At 69.8% G+C, this 19,695-nt stretch carries 15 protein-coding genes and 2 pseudogenes; 7 read left to right on the plus strand and 10 right to left on the minus strand.

Annotated elements, in window-relative coordinates; genetic code table 11:
- Positions 1-375 precede the first annotated feature (375 nt).
- Both phoU and ACFY4A_RS34835 read right to left on the minus strand, forming a co-directional pair.
- Positions 376-1,050, minus strand: a complete 675-nt coding sequence (phoU, locus tag ACFY4A_RS34830) for a phosphate signaling complex protein PhoU (RefSeq protein WP_390833317.1) — start codon at positions 1,048-1,050, stop codon at positions 376-378.
- 414 nt (positions 1,051-1,464) lie between these two features.
- Positions 1,465-1,668 carry a cold-shock protein gene (locus tag ACFY4A_RS34835; protein ID WP_390833318.1) on the minus strand — a complete coding sequence of 68 codons (204 nt, stop codon included), beginning with the start codon at positions 1,666-1,668 and terminating at the stop codon, positions 1,465-1,467.
- Positions 1,669-2,483: 815 nt separating this feature from the next.
- On the opposite strand from ACFY4A_RS34835, the gene ACFY4A_RS34840 reads away from it, so the two are divergent.
- From ACFY4A_RS34840 to ACFY4A_RS34850, 3 genes are all read left to right on the plus strand, one after another.
- Positions 2,484-3,308, plus strand: a complete 825-nt coding sequence (locus ACFY4A_RS34840) for an esterase/lipase family protein (RefSeq protein ID WP_390833319.1) — start codon at positions 2,484-2,486, stop codon at positions 3,306-3,308.
- A 105-nt stretch (positions 3,309-3,413) separates the two neighbouring features.
- Complete coding sequence (locus ACFY4A_RS34845; protein WP_390833320.1) at positions 3,414-4,241, plus strand: GNAT family N-acetyltransferase; 828 nt, start codon at positions 3,414-3,416, stop codon at positions 4,239-4,241.
- A 429-nt stretch (positions 4,242-4,670) separates the two neighbouring features.
- Positions 4,671-5,363, plus strand: coding sequence for a lysophospholipid acyltransferase family protein (locus ACFY4A_RS34850; protein WP_390833321.1), 693 nt, complete (start codon positions 4,671-4,673; stop codon positions 5,361-5,363).
- A 142-nt stretch (positions 5,364-5,505) separates the two neighbouring features.
- Here ACFY4A_RS34850 and ACFY4A_RS34855 read toward each other — a convergent pair whose 3' ends face one another.
- Entirely contained in the window at positions 5,506-6,486 is a 981-nt protein-coding gene (locus ACFY4A_RS34855) for a LysR family transcriptional regulator (RefSeq protein WP_390833322.1), read from the minus strand.
- Between ACFY4A_RS34855 and ACFY4A_RS34860 the strand changes: the two genes are divergently transcribed.
- Positions 6,438-6,728 (plus strand): hypothetical protein, encoded by a 291-nt coding sequence (locus tag ACFY4A_RS34860; protein WP_390833364.1) that lies wholly within the window; start codon positions 6,438-6,440, stop codon positions 6,726-6,728. The two genes, ACFY4A_RS34855 and ACFY4A_RS34860, sit on opposite strands and share 49 nt — an antisense overlap.
- A 283-nt stretch (positions 6,729-7,011) precedes the next feature.
- Positions 7,012-9,207, plus strand: a complete 2,196-nt coding sequence (locus tag ACFY4A_RS34865) for a penicillin acylase family protein (RefSeq protein ID WP_390833323.1) — start codon at positions 7,012-7,014, stop codon at positions 9,205-9,207.
- Between the two features lie 110 nt (positions 9,208-9,317).
- On the opposite strand, the gene ACFY4A_RS34870 is transcribed toward ACFY4A_RS34865, so the two are convergent.
- The 5 genes and pseudogenes from ACFY4A_RS34870 to ACFY4A_RS34890 all read right to left on the minus strand — a co-directional run bounded on the left by ACFY4A_RS34870 (position 9,318) and on the right by ACFY4A_RS34890 (position 15,726).
- Complete coding sequence (locus ACFY4A_RS34870; RefSeq protein ID WP_390833365.1) at positions 9,318-9,479, minus strand: hypothetical protein; 162 nt, start codon at positions 9,477-9,479, stop codon at positions 9,318-9,320.
- Positions 9,480-9,646: 167 nt separating this feature from the next.
- Entirely contained in the window at positions 9,647-12,037 is a 2,391-nt protein-coding gene (locus tag ACFY4A_RS34875; protein WP_390833324.1) for a metallophosphoesterase, read from the minus strand.
- A 383-nt stretch (positions 12,038-12,420) separates the two neighbouring features.
- On the minus strand, positions 12,421-12,975 hold the full coding sequence (locus ACFY4A_RS34880; RefSeq protein ID WP_390833363.1) for a cysteine hydrolase family protein: 555 nt from the start codon (positions 12,973-12,975) through the stop codon (positions 12,421-12,423).
- Between the two features lie 108 nt (positions 12,976-13,083).
- A pseudogene (locus ACFY4A_RS34885) lies at positions 13,084-13,317 on the minus strand (transcriptional regulator); the annotation flags it as partial.
- A 675-nt stretch (positions 13,318-13,992) separates the two neighbouring features.
- Positions 13,993-15,726, minus strand: coding sequence for a SpoIIE family protein phosphatase (locus ACFY4A_RS34890; protein WP_390833325.1), 1,734 nt, complete (start codon positions 15,724-15,726; stop codon positions 13,993-13,995).
- A gap of 322 nt (positions 15,727-16,048) precedes the next feature.
- Between ACFY4A_RS34890 and ACFY4A_RS34895 the strand changes: the two are divergent.
- Together ACFY4A_RS34895 and ACFY4A_RS34900 are read left to right on the plus strand one after the other, a co-directional pair.
- A pseudogene (locus tag ACFY4A_RS34895) lies at positions 16,049-16,791 on the plus strand (Tn3 family transposase); the annotation flags it as partial.
- A gap of 106 nt (positions 16,792-16,897) precedes the next feature.
- A complete protein-coding gene (locus ACFY4A_RS34900) occupies positions 16,898-17,290 on the plus strand; it encodes a hypothetical protein (RefSeq protein ID WP_390833326.1) in 393 nt (130 codons plus the stop codon).
- Between the two features lie 44 nt (positions 17,291-17,334).
- Here the strand turns inward: ACFY4A_RS34900 and folP are convergent, their stop codons facing one another.
- Positions 17,335-18,198 carry a dihydropteroate synthase gene (gene folP / locus ACFY4A_RS34905; RefSeq protein WP_390833327.1) on the minus strand — a complete coding sequence of 288 codons (864 nt, stop codon included), beginning with the start codon at positions 18,196-18,198 and terminating at the stop codon, positions 17,335-17,337.
- Positions 18,199-18,700: 502 nt separating this feature from the next.
- The gene (locus ACFY4A_RS34910) at positions 18,701-19,672 is read right to left on the minus strand and encodes a LysR substrate-binding domain-containing protein (RefSeq protein ID WP_390833328.1); all 972 of its coding nucleotides are present in this window, start codon (positions 19,670-19,672) and stop codon (positions 18,701-18,703) included.
- Positions 19,673-19,695 lie beyond the last annotated feature (23 nt).

The following is a 19,695-nucleotide window of genomic DNA, read 5'->3' on the forward strand; positions in this document are numbered from 1 at the left end:
CCGCGTACTGGGCGTACGCGGGCGATCCCGACAACGCGGCGAGGCGCCGTGCCAGGCGTCGCGGGGCAGGCGGGACTTTCGAAACGCGCCCTAGTCCTTCTGCGGGCCTGCAAGGCCGGATGGCACCCGTCCCCGAGGCAGGGCGGGTGCCATCCGGCCTTGCAGGCCAGGCAGTCCGGAAGCCGGGTACTCCTGGGCCAGGGCCATCCGACTTTCCGCTTCCAGAACGGGATTCTGCGCGAGCGGGGGCTCGCGGCCCCGCGCGTGGCGGAGCGGTCGGCGCCGCCCGCCCGACCTCGTCCGCGGTGACGCTTTCCGGCCGGCCGAACAGGACATGAACCCGGACATGAACGCGCCGGCGCCCGCGGGGCGGAGTCAGGCGGTCGCGGGTGGGTCGGTGAGCAGGTCGCCTGCGTGTTCGCCGGTGACGAGGTAGACCACGCGTCGGGCCACCGCCACGGCGTGGTCGGCGAACCGTTCGTAGTAGCGGCCGACGAGTGTGGCATCCACAGCCGTCTCGACGCCGTGGTGCCACCGGTCGTCCATGAGGTGCTGGAAGATCGCGCGGTGCAGCTCGTCCATGCGGTCGTCGTCCTTCTCCAGTTGGACTGCCGCTTTGACGTCGTGGGTGATGAGTACCTCGGCGGCCTGAGCCATCAGGCGCTGCGCGAGCTGGCCCATCTCCAGGATCGTGAGGCGCAGATCGCGCGGAATCGCACGTTCGGGGTAGCGCAGCCTGGCCAGCTTGGCCACGTGTTGAGCCAGATCCCCCGACCGTTCCAGGTCGGCGCTCATCCGCAGTGAGGTGACCACGATCCGCAGGTCCGTGGCGACCGGCTGCTGCCGCGCCAGCAACGCGATCGCCCGGTCCTCCAGGTCGCGCTGCAGATCGTCGACCTTCTCATCGCCCGAGATCACGTTCTCGGCAAGCTGTAGATCGGCATCGAGGAGAGCGGTGGTGGCTCGGCCGATGGCCGAGCCGACCAGGTTCGCCATCTCCACGAGGCCGTCAGTGAGCGATTCCAGTTCTTCGTGGTAGTGCTCCCGCATCGCGTGCCTCCCCGCGTCGTCCCTTCCAATTCTCCGCGGCAAAGACCACGATGGGTCCCGGATCAGGTGATCCGGGACCCATCGGTAGCTGGACGCCGCCGGTCAGTGAGCGACGGTGTGGACGGCCGTGTCCGCCGCGACGCCCTCGGGGTGGCGATGGCCAGGAGGCCGGAGGCGACGTCCGCGATAGGCGTCTCGGCGTAGAGACCGCCGCCGACCGCGAGGCCGCCGGTCTGCGGGGGCTGCCGCCAGAAGGCATCGCGGCGCGCCTCCAGGCCCGCCCCGCCAGGTGCGCCGGCGGGCCCGGCGGCGCTGGCACGTCTGGGGCGGCGGACCCTGGTCGTCGCGCAGTCTCGCCGCACAAAAGGGGCGGGTTGCCTGTTCCGGCAACCCGCCTTGCATCATCGTGAGCAGTCAGCCCCGGACAATGTTTTGTGCCTGCGGGCCCTTCTGGCCCTGGCCGATGTCAAATGTGACGTGCTCGCCCTCGGTCAGCTCACGGTAGCCGCCGCCCTGGATTTCGGAGTAGTGGGCGAAGACGTCCGGGCCTCCGTCGTCCTGGGCGATGAAGCCATAACCCTTTTCGGCGTTGAACCACTTCACGGTGCCGCTGGCCATACTGCTATTCCTTCGTTCATGCCCGGGAACAGCCCTTGATCACGGGCGTGCTCCGGCTCCCGTAACGGAAAGAGCCACCAGCCGTTCTACCCCGTGCTGCCCGGTCTACCCGGCCGGGACACACGCGCACGAGCGACTCACGCGCCGGGAATACGCCAGAGCAGGTCACACCGCCTACGCACCGTATCCGGACGGACTGGCAGTCCTGATGACGGGGGTATCGCCCCCACGACGGCGGGGCGGGGCCGGATCGTGATGGTCACGTGCTCAGCGGTCACGGATGCCGCAGGAACGGGGCTGACCCGTGGTGGGCCGGCTCACCTGAGAGCCGGATGGTGGCGCAAGCCGGGGTCACGGCGTCAGGGGCGTGGCGCTCAGGGGAGGTCGTGCGCGGCTGGCCAGGTGGCTACCGCATCGCGCTCGAGTCGCTCCGTGCGGGCAGCTGCGGCGGCCCGCGCGGCATTGCGCTGGGCGTGGGCCCCACCGTGCGGAGCGATGGCGCGCAGGCCGCGGTGGCCTGCGCGCTGATGGCGTTCAGCGGAAGATTCATACGTCGCAGTCCCAGTTTGGATCGTCAGTGCGCATGCCGGGCTTGCGGCGTTGCTGTACGGTTCCAGGTCTCGGTGACGGTCCACCCGGTGAACTGCGCGGTGGTAGGGGAATCCGGATCGGGGCACGCAACGTTTCCTGTATCGGGACACGTATGGAGAAGGTGAGCGGTTACGGGCATTCCATTCGGACCACACCTGTCGGTGCCGGGGCTGTCACCGGTGCGCGGCGTGGGTGCAGAGGCAAGCAGGGTTACCGTGCGGCTGGTGCGCCTCCCCCTCGACCTGGCTGCGGGGGGCGTCGGCCAGCTGACCGGGTACTTCGGTCGCCCCCTGCCGTGGCGGGGGACGGTCCGGGACGAACCGTCGGCAGATGGGGATCTCCCCGTGCTGTTGGTGCACGGGCTGGCGGACAGGGAATCGGTGTGCACGGCGCTGCGGCGGGGGCTGGGCGGCTTCGGCGCGGGGCCCTTCGTCACGGTGAGCTATCACGCGCTCAGCCCGGACATCCGCGCGGTGGCCCGGGTTCTGGGCGAGCAGGTGGAGCTGGCCAGTGCCCGCAGTGCCGGGCGGGCTGTGGTCTTGATCGGGTACAGCCTTGGAGGGCTGATCGCCCGCTACTACGTGCAGCGGCTCCGCGGAGACTTGCAGGTGCCGCTGGTGATCACACTGGCGACGCCGCACGGCGGGACCGCCGCGGCCCTGCTGGCACCGCCGCATCCGCTTCTGCGCCAGCTACGGCCGGGAAGCGAGCTGCTGACCGAGCTCGCCGAGCCGGCCGTGGGGTGCCGTACCCGGTTCGTGGCCTTCTACAGTGATCTGGACGAGGTGGTCATCCCGGCCACCAGGGGCCGCATCGAGCATCCTGACCTGGAGGCATGCAATGTGCTCGTGCCCGGCGTCGGGCACCTGACCCTCCCCGTGCACCAGCCGGTCATCGACCAGGTGCGCTCGCTGCTGACCGCGGCTCAGCAGGCCACGTCCGCCGCAGGCCTCCCACACGGCCACACCTTCCGTGCGAACGGGCAGCCCCACGGCACAGCCGAGGTTCTTCGTGACAGTGGGAGGCAAACGGAGGACTCTGAGAGGTAGCCGATAGGAACGTCAGCACGTGTGCGGACGGACAGCATGGCTCTTTCGCGTAACCCCGAGAGCGCGTCAACGGTACGCCCGTATTGCCCCCAGGACGAACCGGGGGTGCGAGAACTGATCGATGCCGACCGGCTGCCGGGGCAGCCGCACTGCACCCCGGAGAAGCTGGCCGCGGCGCGGTGCGGTCCTGTCCCCTTCCCCCTGGCCTGCTGGACTGTACCGACACGGCCGCGGATCAGCGTTCTGGCCGATGCCGAGGACCGCCCCTACGGGACCATCGCGTACTTGTCCTGGACCGATGTGCGAACCGGTCTGATCTGCTGGGTCCACGCCTACGAGGACCCGTCCGCCCTGCGCGCCCTGATCGGCCACGCTCTTGCCGCACTTGCCGACTGCACGTGGATCGAGGCATTCGTGAGCGCTCCGCCGGGTCCCCTGGGTCCGGGCGGCCTGCCCTGCACCCGCCGCGGCGCCACCCACGACGCCCTGGTGCAGACGGGTTTCACCGGCCGCTGCCAGGGCTGCTACCTGCACTGTGTGCTCCCTGCCGAGCCCCCGCCGGCCAAGCTGGTCGCCGATGTCTTCTCCTGCGACTGCCCTCCGGGCCACCGCCTGATCATTCGTGAGGCCGCCGAACCGGTCGCCGAAGCCGTGGTCAGCGTGGAACCCGACCGTACCGCGACCGTCTACTGGATCGAGATCCTGCCCACCCGCCGCCGCCGCGGCCTGGGTCGCAAGCTGCTCGGCCAGGCCCTGGCCCTGCTGGCCGAGCAGGGCGCCACCGAGGTCGCTCTCGTCCTCGACGACGCCCAGCAGTCCGCCTCCGAGAGCCGGGCCGCCACCCGGCTCTTCCGCTCCTTCGGCTTCACCCTCGTCGACCAGCTGTGGACCTACCAGCACCCACGCCCCCAAGCCCCGCCGCTTGGCGCATGAGCCCGAGGGGTGAAACGGCAGCCGTGACAGCCAGGAAGGAGTGCGGCCCCGCCGGACCGCGGCCGGTCAGACGGGGACGCGTTCCGCAGCCGCGAGGACGCTGGAGCGTGCCTGATGGCGACGCTCGTAGTCCAGCACCCGCCGGGTGAGGCTCTCTCCGGCGTCAGCCTGCCGCTTGCGGTTGTCGCCGGCATGCACGCCGTCGTAGCCGGGCCAGGGCTCGGGCCCCGGGCAGGTCCGCGATCCTGCTCAGGACCGCGGGACGGGCCGTACGGGAACGCTCATGGGAGCCGACGATGGCAAGGTCCGTCTGCGACAGCGGCGGGAACCGGTCGAGGATCAGGGTGCCGGCGGCGCCACCCAGACGTGCCGGAGGGAGCGCTTCGGCCTGACAGGTTGAGGGAGTCGATTCGGCAGTGGGAGCCGCCCGTGTTTTATTACATGCTCAAGTACGTCCTCCTGGGGCCGTTCTTGCGGCTGTTGTTCCGGCCGCGGGCCGAGGGGCTCGATCATGTTCCGGCCAAGGGCGCGGCGATCGTCGCCGGGAATCACCTGTCCTTCGTGGACCCTCTGCTCATGCCCGCGGTCCTGAAACGGCGCATCACGTTCCTGGCCAAGGCGGAGTACTTCACGGCGCCCGGTCTCATGGGCCGACTGACCGCGCTCATTCTCCGCGGTGCCGCGCAGATTTCGGTGGACAGGTCGGGCAGGGCCGCGGGGCAGCCGGCGATCCGGGAGGGGCTGGGGGTGCTGGCGAAGGGACAGCTGCTCGCGATCTATCCGGAGGGCACGCGTTCCCCCGACGGCCGGCTGTACAAGGGCAAGGCCGGGGTGGCGGTGATGGCGCTGGCCGCTCAGGTTCCGGTGATTCCGTGCGCGATGGTGGGGACATTCGAGATCTGGCCTTCGGGTCGTGTCCTGCCGAGGCTCCCGCCGGTCACGATCCGTTTCGGGGAACCGCTGGACTTCTCGCGCTTCGCGGGGATGGAGCACCAGAAGACGGTGCTGCGGGCCGTCACCGACGAGATCATGTACGCGATCTTGCGGATGTCGGGCCAGGAGTACGTGGATCGGTACGCGGCCGACGTGGAGGCCGGACAGGCGAAGGGGCGGCGGGGTTGAGGTTTTGCCGCCGTTTCGGTGCGATCCGGCCCGGACGGCCGTCCGTTACAAGCGAGCAATCGACCACACCGGCCCCGCTGTGACTGAGTGCCGTAGTTGCGAACGAAGCCACGAGCCAGGAACTTCATTGGCGGCGGCTGTGTCAGGCGTGATCCGCCGTGGTGAGCGGACGTCCTGACGAGATGCGCAGGAGGTGTTCCACCAGCGGTTCGCGAGTACCGCTTCGGGATACCAGGGAGAGTTCGACGATGTCGGCGCGGCCCGTCAGGGGCCGGTAGGCGATGGACGGCCGCGCCGTGCGTACGGTCACGTTCGGTACGAGGGTGACACCGAAACCGCAGGAGACCATGGCCAGTTGCGTCATGATCGAGTTGGCCAGGTGGCGCACCGTGGGGCTGAACCCGGCTTGGCGGCAGACGGCCATCAGCTGGTCGTGGTAGTCCGGGGAGGCGTCGCGGCGCAGCCAGACCCAGGGCTCATCCATGAACCGCGCGAGATCCACAGGCTCCCCGCTGTCTTCGGCGAGGGGGTGCCCGGCCGGTAGGGCGATCACGAACTGGTCGTGCCGCCAGGGCTGGGCGCGCAGGCCGCGCACGGGGGCGCTGGGCCGGACGACGGCGATGTCGATCTCGTGCCGGCTCACGAGTTCCTGGCCCGACGGTGCATCCACCTCCATGATCTGCAACTCGACTCGGGGGCGTGCCTGTTGGAAGTCGGCGACGGCGGTCAGCAGCGGCTCGCTGAGGGCCGAGGCGACCAGCCCGATGCGCAGTGCGCCCACCAGCCCCGCCTCGGCCTGGGTGGCGACCTCCTGTGCGTGCAGCGACGCCGCGAGCAGGTTGCGGCACTCCGCCGCGAAGGCGCGGCCGGTCTCCGTCAGGGTGACTCGCCGCCCGGTCCGGTCCAGCAGCCGCACTCCCAGCCGATGCTCCAGCTGCAGGATCGCCTGGCTCAGCGGCGGCTGGGACATGCGGTGCTGTTCCGCGGCGCGGCCCAAGTGCAGGGTCTCCGCGACGGCCAGGCGAGCCTGCTCCACAAGGTACGGCCCGGCGCGGTACGCGCATCTTCCAGTCGATGGTCGACCTGTCCGACCACGGCGACCTGATGACGAAGTTTCTCGCACTGCCCCTTCCGCGCATGTTCATGTACGGCGCCGAGAACGCGTCCCTGACGTACCTGCCGAAGCCGGCGGAGGGCGGGGTGGAACTGGCCGGGATTCCCCACACCCGAGCCGATCGCCGTGACCCTGCGGCAGGCGCTGCGGGACACGCCGAACTCGTGCATCCGCTCGCCGGACCGGACTTCGTTCACTGTCGATCGAGGTCTTGTCAGTGGGCCGTGTGGCGGATAAGACTGCCGATGTGAGTGATCGCATTGAGGGCTGTGTAGCCTCCTGTGACGTTTCTTCACATGCGGTCGCTGCCGTTGCGGTGGTCGGGCTGCGGTCCGTCGGTGCGGCTGTCCGTTGTGGAGGGGCGGCGCCGCAGTGATGTGGCGCGTGTGCGCGCCGACGGCCGAAGGCTTAGTGGACCTCGCGCGTGGACCGCCCTGCTCCCGAGCGTGTGAACTGCACGATCCGTTGATATCCGGATGGAAGGTGGAGCAGCTCGTGGGTCATGTGCGCAAGACGGGAGTAAGTCGGCGGCGTGTGCTGGGCACGGCAGCCGGACTGGCCGCCGCCGCGGCGGGAGTGCCGTCCGCAGCCGCGTTCGCGGCACCGGCGCAGACGCTGCCCGAAAAGGCCCGCTGGCGCGGACACGCCGCCCGCGTGACGATCACGCGTGACGACTGGGGCGTTCCGCACATCGTGGGCGAGACCGATGCCGACGCGGTGTTCGGAATGATGTACGCGCAGGCGGAGGACGACTTCAACCGGATCGAACAGAACTACCTCGTCGCCCTGGGCCGCCTCGCCGAGGCCGAGGGAGAGCGCGCCATCTGGCAGGACCTGCGGCAGCGGTTGTTCCTCGACCCGGAGGCGCTGAAGAAGGACTATGCGAAGTCGCCCGCGTGGCTGCGCACGTTGATGCAGGCCTGGGCGGACGGGCTCAACTACTACCTCGCGACACACCCCGAGGTGCGTCCGCGCGTGCTCGACCGGTTCGAGCCGTGGATGCCGCTGAGCTTCTCGGAGGGCAGCATCGGCGGCGACATCGAGTCGGTGCTGCTCACCCAGCTCGAAGCCTTCTACGACAAGCGGGACGTGCCGATGACCGACGAGGAACGCGGGCTGGTGCTGCGCGAACCCACGGGGTCGAACGGCTTCGCGATCGCGCCGAGCCACACGCGTGACGGCCACGCGTTGCTCCTGATCAACCCGCACACCAGCTTCTTCTTCCGCTCGGAACAGCATGTGACGAGCGGCGAGGGGCTCAACGTCTACGGTGCCGCCACCTGGGGCCAGTTCTTCATCTACCAGGGCTTCAACGCGCACACGGGGTGGATGCACACGACGAGCGGCGTCGACAACATCGACGAGTTCACCGAGACGATCGTGACGGGGGCCGACGGAATCCGCTACTACCGCTACGGCGACGAACTGCGCCCCGTCACAACGACGACGATCACCTTGTCCTTCCGTACCGAGGAGGGCGGACAGGACAAGCGCAGCTTCACCACGTTCGCCACCCATCACGGCCCCATCGTGCGCGAGGCGGACGGCAAGTGGATCGCGTGTGCGCTGATGAACAAGCCCGTCGAGGCGCTCAAGCAGAGCTTCCTGCGCACCACGACGGGGAATTACGCGGACTACCTCCGGGTGGCGGGCCTGAAGGCCAACAGCTCGAACAACACGCTCTTCGCGGACTCGAAGGGTGAGATCGCCTTCTTGATGCCGCAGTTCATGCCGGTGAGAGACGATCGCTTCGACTATCGCAGGCCCGTCGACGGCAGTGATCCGGCGACCGACTGGCAGGGACTGCACAGCCTGGACAGCATGCCGCAGGTTGTGAGCCCGAAGAACGGCTGGGCGTTCAACACGAACAACTGGCCGTGGACCGCCGCCGGTGCGGACAGTCCCAAGGCGGGAGACTACCCTCGGTACTTCGACAGGGTCGGCGAGAACCCGCGTGGGCCACAGGCGGAGCGGGTGCTGTCCGCGCGTGACGACTTCACCCCGCAGACATTGATCGAGGCCGCGTTCGATCCGTACCTGACGGCTTTCGCGCGGCTGGTTCCCGGGCTCGTCGCAGCGTGGAACCAGCTGCCCGAGGACAACGGTCAGAAGGCGACGCTGGCCGGCCCTGTCGGTCTGCTGCGTGACTGGGACCACCGGTGGGCCGCGGAGTCGACCGCGACGTCTGTGGCCGTGTTCTGGGGTGAAGACCTGTGGGCGCTCACGTCCCAGGCGGCGGCGAAGACAGGAATGTCGGTGTGGGACTACATGGCCGACCGCGCCAGTGACGCGCAGCGACTCGACGCGCTCGAGACCGCGACACGGCGACTGGCACGGGACTTCGGCAGCTGGAAGGTGCCCTGGGGCGACATCAACCGCTACCAGCGCAACGACGGAGCGATCGTCCAGCAGTTCAGCGACGCCAAGCCGAGCATCCCGATACCCTTCGCCTCATCGCGCTGGGGCTCCCTCGCCTCGTTCGGAGCGAAGGCCTACCCGGGAACGAAGCGCTACTACGGCACGAGCGGCAACAGTTTCGTGGCGGTGGTGGAGTTCGGGCCGCGACTGCGCGCCTGGGCGGTGACGGCGGGCGGCGCGAGCGGACACCCCGATTCACCGCACTTCGACGACCAGGTTGAACGCTACGCCAAGGGTGACCTGCGGCCGGTCTACTTCTACGCGGATGACCTCGAGGGTCATATCGAGCGGAGGTACCGTCCAGGCAGATGAGGCCGGCGCCCCTGCGCCGACGTGGAGGGGATCTCGCCTTGTCCGCCGACGACGCGGAATCGAGCCGCAGATGACTTTCGGCTGAAGCCGTTTGACGTGCTCCCTGGACTTTAGGCCAGGGAGCACGTCAAAAGACGGACTCCGAGGTCGGCGGCGAGCCCCAGAAGCACCGCGTGGCCGTCGGCGTTGACCCCGGCCGCGATCAAGGCGTGGACGTTGATGGTGCGGCCGCCCTCGCGGGCCTTCTGGGGAGTCGATGGCGGGAAGGGCACCGGAATCCGGTGCCCTTCCGTGGACCGTGGGTGACGGTTGCCTGGTGGGTGTTCGGCTGCAGGGCCGACCTCAGCGACGGTGGCTCCGGGCGTTCCCCGAGAGCGCGGTGCTCAGCCCTGGGACGTTCACCGCAACGCTCGCGGATCCGGGACCGCGGGCCGGGAACTCACCGGTTGGCGAGGAATTCCTCGACGGCCGCCTCGACCTCGGCGCCGGTGGCGTGACGGTTGACGATCCGTATGACCTCACCCTGCAGGTCGTCCTTGCCGGTCCGCTCATAGGCGTCCGCGATCAGCACGTCCAGCCACGGGCGGGCAATACGGTCCGGCTTGCCGGCCTGCAGGCCGTCGAAGAACGCCTTGATGGCGTCGGCAAGGCGGCGCTGCGCCGCGGCCGCGTCGGCGGGCAGATCACCGCGGCGGTCGGCGGGCAGCTTGCCGATGATCGTCCGTGCCTGGGCGAGGTCGGCGACGGCGCTGTCGATGGAGGCCTGGGTGCTGAGGTCGGTGGAGACGATCCCCGCCAGCAACTCCTGCGCCTGCACGATCTGCCGCACGACGGCGAGCCGAGCGGTCAGCGGGTCGGCGTCCGCACGGTCACGGAGCTTGGCGACCGCTTCTTCCGCGGTCTTGACGGTCTCGGCCGACGGGGCGGCCTCTGCGGCGGCGACCGCGTCCTGGGCGGCCTTCAGCGCCTGAGCCTGGCTACCGGCCAGATCGATCCTCATCGACCCGATGATGAAGGGCAGGTTGTTCGCACCGACGATGCGCATGTCGGCGTTGCCGTTCTGACGGTTGCGGAACATGGCCTGGGGCAGGTCGAGTTTCACCGTCTGCCACGTGTTCACCATCTCCGGCGTGATCTGCACCCGTGGCGTGCTCTGGTACGCCGAGCCGGTGGCCGCGGAGTCGTACTGCAGAACGAAGGAACCGGCCACCGGGGAGCGGTACTCGATGGTCGCCGTCACGTCGTACGGGCCTCCATGGATGAAGGCGTCGTTCACGCCCAGGTACAGGTTGTTGCCGCTGTTGAAGGTGTTCCGGTCCACCTGTAGAGCGCGCCGTCCGCCGACGGTGATCTCGTGTGCCGGTCCGCTCTCATAGGGGATCCAGTCGAGCCCGTCGGGTTCGCCGGAGAAGTCCATCGACACGTGGTCGACGGCCGGGGCGGGAGGGACCACGTCGACCCTCGCGGCGGAGACCGCGAGCGGAAGGTTTCCGGGCGCCGACAGGCGCAGGTCGGCGCCGCCGTTCTGCCTATTGGCGAACCGGGCGTCGGGGAGTTCGATGGTCGCGGTCAGCCACTGGTCGACCTGGTCGGCACCGATGGTCACCGGCGTCGACTTCTGGTATGCCGAACCTGCGTCGGCGGAGTCGTACTGCAGGAGGAACGATCCGGCCACCGGGGAGCGGTAGCTGATCGTGACCTTGGCCTTGTACGGTCCGCCGGAGATCGCGGCGTCGTCGACCGACAGGTAGAGCTGGTTGGCGCCGCCGAAGGGGTTCTTCTGCAGCACCAGCGCCTTCCGGCCGCCGACCTCGGTCTCGAGGTAGGGGCCGTCCTCATAGTCGTGGTAGGTCAGCCCGCCGCTCTTGCCGCTGTCGACGTCGAACAGGACCGTGGGCTTGTTGGGGGCCGGGACCTCTCCGGAGCCCGGATGGGGGTCGACCCAGTCGGAGCGCTCGGCCACGTACGCCTTGCCCTGGGCGTCCTTCTTCAGCACGAAGAAGTAGTCGACTGTGCCCCCGAGCGAGATGTACTCGGCCTTCAGGGACTCCTTGGTGACGGTGAGCCGCATCGCACCGAAGTGCTCGGCGTCACGGAACTGGCTGCCGGGCGCGGTGCTGAACAGGGGGGTGAGCCCAGCTCCGCCGTTGCCGCTGATGGCTATGTTGTAACCGTCTGCGGTGACGATGTGCTCGGCGTGGTGGTCATGGCCGGCGAGAATGAGGTCGACCCCGGGCAACATCTCCCAGGACCGGTCCACGTTGTTGCCGGCCTTGCCGGACGAGTAGATCGGCTGGTGGCCACCGGTGACGACCCATTCGGCGCTGCTGCCGGCGACGGTGTTCTTGTACTGGTCGTAGATCGGCGGAGTCGTGGTGCCCGACGACTGGTTGCAGTTGGCGTCGGGATTGACGAAGTCGAGGAGCCCGTTGCCGAAGCCGGCCACGTACGCCACCGGCACCTTGAAGTAGTCCACGCTGGGCTGCACGCTTTCCGGGCTGCAGCCGTTGCCGTAGTCGTGGTTTCCCATGATCGGGAAGAACCTGCCGGCGTCGATGTCGGACTTGTAGGGCGCCTGGGCCTTCACGACCTCCTGGGGAAGGCCCTGCTGGTAGGTGTTGTCGCCGGTGGTGAGGATGTACTGCGGATTCCACGAGTGCACCATGTCGGCGACCTGGTTCTCCTCGGCGCAGGTGCGGTCCACGCCGCAGCCGCCGTAGTCGCCGATCACGGCGAGCACCATCTCGTCCTGCACCGGCTTGGTGGGATCCGCTGCCGGCGTGATCCGCTCCAGGCCTGGCCCAGCGGCGTGCGCTACCGGGGTTACCACCGAGGCGAGCACAGCGGCAGCCGCTGCTCCCGCTGCTGCCGCTGTGGCGATTCTTCTGCTGGCTCTTGTCACTTTCTGTCCTGTTCGTAGCTGCCCTACGGGGCGTCGGCCCCGCGGCACGCTATGCCGCGTCCGTGTCGGCGTAACGAACGAGATGCGAACAGGCAAGGCGGCCCGCGATCTTCTTCACAGGGCGTCAGCAACTCCGTGATCACGAAAACTGTCCCTGCCCACCTACCTGCCAACAGCCCCACACCCGCCCACCCGTGCAACATCCAAGCGCCGTCTTGCGCGGCTGACGAGTCGAGCGCTGGGCGAGATCACCTGTGGACGGGGCCGGAGCCGAGGCTCAATCCTGACCACACAGCGGACGACTCATCGCGTCAGCCGTTGTCAGCCTCAGCGAAGTCCACTTCGAACGCGGGCAGTACGCGGATGCTCCGCCCGGGAAAGTCGATGTGCCGGTAGATCTCGTTGTGGTGCGCGATCGACTGCTTCGGCGAGACGTACTCGCCCGCGCCGGTCCGGTCGGACGTGGTGTGCCCGTCGGCGACCAGCACCAGGTCGTACCTGTGACTCAGCGCCTGCCGAGCCGTGGTGTCCACACAGATCTCGGTCGCGAACCCGGTGACGACGACCTCGGTCACACCCAGCGCTTGCAGAGTCCTGTCGAGATCGGTGTCCAGGAAACCGTCCGCACTGGTCTTGTGGACGACCGCCTCGTCGGCGGCGGGCGCGAGTTCGGGCACGATGCGCCAGCCCTCGCTCCCGGCCTCCAGCTCGGGACCGTGGTGCTGGACCGTCACGATCGGTACGCCCGCGGCTCTGGCGCGTTCGCGGAGCCCGGCGATGGCGGCGACGGTCTCGGCGGCCCGGTACGCGATGGCCACCAGGGCGTTCTGCATGTCGATCACGAGGAGCGCGGAGGCGTGGGGCATGGGCCCACGGTAGCGGCCCTCCTCTGGGAGTGACCCCGATTGAACGGCCCGGCGTCGGTCCTCCACGGCGCCCGCACGCTCGGCCCGCGGCAGACCATCCGTTCGCAGGCTGCCGACGGCGTCGTGGGCGATGCCCTCCCAGTCGCGGTAGAAGCGTCGGGCGCGGGGGTCGGTGAAGACGAAGCGGGCCAGGTTCGGCGACTGCTCGGTGGTGTCGAGCGCTTCCCGGTACAGGGCGCGGGCGAGACGGTTGGTGGCGAGGATGTCCAGGTGGGCGTTGCGGACAAAGGCGGCGGCGCCGGTCATGGCGTCCAGGAGCCGCTGGAGGCTGGGGCGCGTCACTGGTACGGGAGTTGGCGGCGCGCACCAGGGCGGCAAGGTGGGCGCGTTCGACGTCGACGAGGCGCAGCGCAGCGGACAGCGCGTCGAGGATGTCGTCAAAGACGCCGCGGACGTTGCCGCGTTCCAGGCGGGTGTAGTACTCGACGCTGATCGCGGCGAGCTGGGCGACCTCGGAGCGTCTCAGTCCGCTGACGCGCCGCTGACGCGCCGCTGGCCGCCGATGGCGGGCAGGCCGGCCTCTTCGGGCGTGAGACGGGCTCGGCGGCTGGTCAGGAAGTTGCGGATGTCCTCGCGGACGGTGTCGGATAGACGATCACCGGCCAGGGGGTCCCTGCCAGTACCCCTCACAGCAAGGACTGCCAGGTCAGACGGGGTGCGTGGTTCTGTGGACGAGTGGCGCCGGGCCATGAAGACCCGGCTCCGCCCTCCCTGAGAAGGTTCACGCACCGTCATGCCCCTCATTGCCTCTCTCCGCCGGTAGATGCAGGCAGAGGACGGCCTGAACGTGATTCGTGATGTGGGTGGTCGAGCACCGGAGCTTGCGGAGGAGTCGCCAGGACTTGAGGGTGGCGACGGGCTGCTCGACGAGGGCCCGGATCTTTGCGTGGGACCCCATTTCACGGCGCGGGTCGGATGCCCCAGGTCTCCGTGGGAGGGCCCCCGATGACCTGGTGGTCAGGACGTGGGGCAGATCCGGGCGATGAGCAGGGCGACGTCGTCGTGGTCGCCCGGGTCCCGCAGGGCGCGCAGGAGCAGGTCACAGGTTTCTCCCACGGGGCGGCCCTCGGAGCCGTCCAGCAGGCCGAGGAGGGTGTCGAGGCGGTCGTCGATGGGATGGTGGCGCGTTTCGACCAGGCCGTCGGTGTAGAGGACCAGATCGTCGCCGGGACCGAGATCGAGCGTGCTGCTGTGGAAGGTGACGCCGCCGACACCCAGCGGCGCGCCGGGGCGCAGGTCGAGCAGCTCGGGGGGTCGGCCGGTGCGGACCAGGACGGGGGGCAGGTGCCCGGCGTTGGCGATGTGGCACTCGCCGTGGTGGGGGTCGTAGACGGCGTAGAGGCAGGTGGCGATGTAGTGCTCCAGGCCGCTGGTGATCCTGTCCAGGTGCTGGAGCACCTGGGCGGGGTCGAAGTCGAGTTCGGCCAGGGTGCAGGTGGCGGTGCGCAGGCGGCCCATGGTGGCGGCGGCGTCGATGCCGCTGCCCATCACGTCCCCCACGACCAGGGCGGTCTTGTCGCCGGTCAGGGGGATGATGTCGAACCAGTCTCCGCCGACTTCGCTGGTGGCCTGGGCGGGCTGGTAGCGGGAGGCGATCTCCATGCCTACCAGGTGCGAGGGGTGCTCGGGCAGCAGGCTGCGCTGGAGGGTCACCGCGGTGTTGCGCACGCTCTGGTACCAGCGGGCGTTGTCGATGCTCACCGCGGCACGGTTGGCCAGCTCGCCTGCCAGCACGGCGTCGTCATGGTTGAAGGGCAGGGGGTTACGTGCGCGTTTGAGGTCCAGGGCGCCGAGCACTATGCCGCGGGCGCTCAGCGGCACCGCCAGGTAGGAGTGGACGCCGGCGCGGGCCAGGAGTGCGGCGGCCTCGGGATCGCGCGCTATACGGGGCAGGTCGCGGTCGTTCACATGGGGTACCAGGACCGGGTTGCCGGTGCGGACGCACTGGGTGACCAGACGGTCGGCGGCGTAGGCGGCCAAGTCGCCTACCGGGTCGGCGGCGCGGGTGGCCTCGGTGGGGTAGGCGGCGGCCAGGGCGAGGGCGCGGAAGATTTCCGGGCCGCTGCCCGGCCCGGCGGTGCGGTGGCAGGCCAGGACCGTGTCGAGGACGTCCACCGCCGCGATGTCGGCGAGCTCGGGCACGGTGACCCCAGCCAGCTCGCGGGCGGTCTGGTCCACGTCCAGCACGGTGCCGATGAGAGCCGAGGCATCAGCAATCAGGGCCAGGCGCCGTCGGGCCCGGGTGGCTTCGGTCGCCAGGCGGTGCCGCTCGGTGACGTCCGCGATCGAGGCGGCCACTCCCCACGCCCGGCCGACGGGGTCCTGCAGCCGGTAGAGGGAAACCGACCATGCATGGTCGTGATCCGCATCGGCCCAGGTGCGGCCGACGACGTTCTGGTCCAGCAGCGGGACTCCCGTCTCCAGAACCCGACACTGCGCTGACTCGATGGCCTCGGTGTCCACACGCGGCAGGATCTCTGAGACATGACGGCCGACATGCTCCTCGGTCGACAGGCCGTTGATGCGCTCCAGCGCCGGATTGACGGCCATGTACCGCAGATCTGTGTCCATGACAGCCAGCCCGACCGGGGACTGCGAGACCAGCCTCCCGGACAGCTCGTTCAGCAGCTTGCGGGGCTGGGACGTCCTGGGGACATCGTCTTCGGCCCGAAAGGATTCGGATGTGTTCATCCCGGCCATCCCCTCTTGCAACCGTCACCCCAGCCGCCTCCGGGCGCCGTCCTGGGCCCCGAGACCGTGGTCCTTCGCAGCCTCCATGATGTCCACGAAGCAGCCCGTCACGCATCCCCCCTCGGCCCCGGAAGATCCTGCCTTCCGCGGCCTTGATCGTGCGCTTCTCGGCGGTTCGATCGAGGATGCCCACGATCTCACCGTCCGGCTGCGCGAGGCCGTCGAGCAGCAGGAGGAGACGGTGGCCGAGCTCAGGGCCGCCGCCCAACTGCAGCACGCCGAGGACCCCAGCGGGCCCTGGCCGCCATGGCGGAGGAGCTGCAGACCCGGGGAGCTACCGCAGCTGGCGAAGGCGGCCCGCGTCCTGGCGAAGGCGTCGAAGATCCTCACCGAGGAGCCGGACCCGGTCGCCGAGGCCGGTACGGACCTGGACGTGGCCGCTTTGTGGGCGACGGTGGGGGAGGCCGTGCCGCGGGAGGCGGTGTCCGGCGCGGTGGCGGGGGTCGAGGCCCTGGTGCCGGAGGACGACGGGTCGGCCGAGGCGGCGATGTGCGGGAAGCTGGCCCTGCGCTGCAACACCATGCGCCCGTTCTTGCCGTTGCCGGGCGAGTCGAACGCGCTGGGCGCGGCCCAGGGCGGCAAGCGCGTCCTGAAGGCGGTTCGCCGTTCCCGGCGCTGTCGCGGCGGCGGGTCAAGGAGCGTCCGCTGCTGCCGCGCGAGGTGGACGAGGGCCTGGTCCCGGCGATGTGGCGGCGGGCGGTGTTTCTCCAACGCGAAGTTGCCGCAGGGCGCGGTCGACCGTGACGCGTACGTGGTGTGCGTGCTGGAGCAGCTGCACCCGGCGCCGAACCGGCGGGATGTCTTCGCCGCCCCCTCCAACCGGTGGGCCGACCCGCGGGTGCGGCTGCGGTACGGGCCGAGGTGGGAGGCGATGCGCGCGGACGTGCCGGCCGGCCTGTCCTTGAACGAGGACGTCGGCCAGCACCTGGCGGGGCAACCCGGGCCCTGGATGCGGCATGGCGGCAGATGGCCGACCGGCTGGCCGAGGCCGGAGGTGAGGCGAAGTGGCCGGCTGAAGGACCTCGATCTGCCGCGCCAGCCGGGCGGCCGTGCCACGGTCGAGGGCCGCGACGGCGCCGGCCGCCGTGACACGTTCGAGTACAGCGAGTCGGTGCCCATTTCCGCCAGCGCAGCCCGACTGGCTGCGGCCGCGGCCCGCCGTACGACGGGCACCCGGGTGGGCGAGCAGTGCGGGGCCCGTCCCCAACTGCCCTGCACACAGGTCGAGTCCTGGCCGCTGTGCCAGGCCTGCGCCCACATCGAACTGCTCCGTGCCGCCCAGTGCCAGGCCGGCGAAGCCCCACACCCGCAGATGGCGGCCCGGCTCCTGGACGAGGGCCGCCTCGCCGTCCTCCACGTCACGTACACCGATCGCGGCTCCACCGACTCCGGCAAGCGGCGCACGCCGTCGGCCGCCCACGCGACCGCCCTCGGCCCTCCGAGCTGCGCGCAGCAGCTGCCGCTCCCAGGTCCCGCTGTCCACGAGCCTGAGCCGTCCGGCTGAACAGCATCGTCCAGCATTCCGTGGCGGACGCGCCCGGCCAGGGTTCAGGGCGGTTCACCCTCGGCCGCCGCGTCTTCGATGGCTCGCGCCACCCGCACCGCGTCCGCCGTCGCCCGTACCTCATGGACCCGTACGGCCCAGGCGCCCGCGTGGGCCGCGATCGCGGACACGGCGGCCGTCGCCGCGTCCCGCTCCCGTGTCGGTGGCGGGGTGCCGTTCTCGCCCGCCAACACCCGGCCCAGGAACCGTTTGCGCGAGGCGCCCACCAGCAGTGGTCGGCCGAGGCCGCGCAGCCGGTGCAAATGGGCCAGTAGCGTGAGGTCGTGGTCGGCCTGCTTGGCGAAGCCCAGGCCCGGGTCGACGACGATCCGCTCCGGGGCGACGCCCCCTTCGACCACGGCGTCCATCCGCCGGCGGAGCTCGGCCAGCACCTCGGCCACCACATCCCCGTACACCGCCCGGCTGTTCATGTCCTGACTGAATCCACGCCAGTGCGTCACCACGAACGGGACACCCACAGCGGCCACCACGGACACCATCGAGGGGTCTGCAAGGCCGCCGCTCACGTCGTTGACCAGCGCCGCTCCGGCGGCGATCGCCTGCTCGGCGACGGAGGCGCGCATGGTGTCCACGGACACCACCACGCCCTCGGAGGTCAGGCTGCGGACCACCGGGATCACCCGGCGCAGCTCCTCGTCCTCGTCCACCCGCGTGGCTCCGGGGCGGGTCGACTCACCTCCGACGTCCACGAGATCGGCCCCGCCGGAGACGAGATCCAGCCCACGTTTGATCGCGTCGCTGGTGTCGAACCAGCGGCCGCCGTCCGAGAACGAATCGGGCGTGACGTTCACCACGCCCATGACCGCACAGCGGTCCCACTCTGGTAGACCAGCGACCCGGCCACTCATACTCGCCTTGGGAACGTACGACTCGATAAGCATCGTGGTGCCTCGGTTCTCCCCCTCCCGGAGTCTTCGGACGTGATCACCATGACGTTGGGGGGTGTTGAGTGGCACGGGAGAAATACCGAGATCAGTACCTATCTCGTCACGGTCGGCCAGCCAGGCTGCCATCGTGTCGAGCTGTCCAGCCCCTTCTCCTTCCCGTTCCGTCAAGTGCGCCGCGGCCGCGACATCGGAGGCGTCTCCGGCCGGGCCATGCTCAAGGAGCTCATCTGCCGCGAACGCAACCGGCAAGCTCTCGCCCAACGTGATCCTCGACGCGCCGTCCCGCCACGCGAACGCCGCACCGCACCAGTTCGGCCGCACCGTCATCCTCAACCCGATGGAGCGAGCGGCCTGACCACCCAGCCCTGCTCACACCCCACTCCGACACGCTGCTCTTCACGGTGTCGGGCACTCCCCGCATGTTTGATCAAGCATCGGACGCCCCGCCTGCGGCAGTGCGAGGTCAGGAGTCTCCGAGTGTGGGGATCACCAGCGGACGCTCCGTGCCCTGTTCGGGGACGGTATCGACGCCCCGCCGATGAGGGGTCCGGAACTCGCCTGTCGTGAGTACGTGTTGCACCAGCGCCGCTGCCGTCGCCGGCAGTGTCCCTGGATTCGCTGTGAGGTGCCAGTCCCGGGGCAGCGGAGTGCCGGGGAGCGGGACCTCGACCAGGCTGCCGGCGCCGAGTTCCCGGCTGACCGCGTCCCGGGAGATGAGCGTGGCACCGAGCCCGGCGATCACCGCCTGGCAGATGGCCGCGTTGGAGCCGACCGTCAGTGTGCGGGGCGGGTGGGCCAGTTCCAGGGTGGCCAGGAACTTGTCGGTGATGTCCCTGGTCCCCGAGCCTTTCTCGCGCAGGAGCCAGGTCTGGTGGTCAGCCCACTCCAGCAGGTCGTGCCGCCGGTCGTGGTGCACCGCCTCCGTCGACGCGACGATGATCAGTTCATGGGGCCGGATGCCGAGCACCGTGATCTCCTTGCTTGGCGCCGGCCTGCCGCTGAGCACCAGATCCACCTCGCGGCGGTCCAGCAGGGCACGCACCCGTTCCCGGTTGCCCACCTCCAGCTGGATGCCGACATGGGGGTGCAGGCGGCGGAAACTGGCCAGCAGGCGCGGCAGGATCTGCTCGCCCGCCGTCGTCACGGCCGCCATGCGCAGCAGGCCCCTTTCGGGGTCGGCCTTGGCCGCCGCTGCGGTGCTTGCCTCATCGAGCAGCCCGAGCACACGGCGGACGTAGTCGGCGTAGATGACGCCCGCGTCGGTCAGGCGCAAGCCGCGGCCGTCCCGTCGGACCAGTTGGATGCCCAGGGAGCGTTGCAGCGCGGTGACCGACGACGACACGGCGGACTGCGTGACGAACAACTGGTCGGCGGCCGCGTGAGCGGACCCTGCCTCCACGATCGCGAGGAAAGTGCGGAGTTGGGTGAGTGTCATCGGCCTCTCCCCAGCGCAGCCCG

The sequence above is a fragment of the Streptomyces sp. NPDC001292 genome (assembly GCF_042896465.1).
GTDB lineage: Bacteria > Actinomycetota > Actinomycetes > Streptomycetales > Streptomycetaceae > Streptomyces.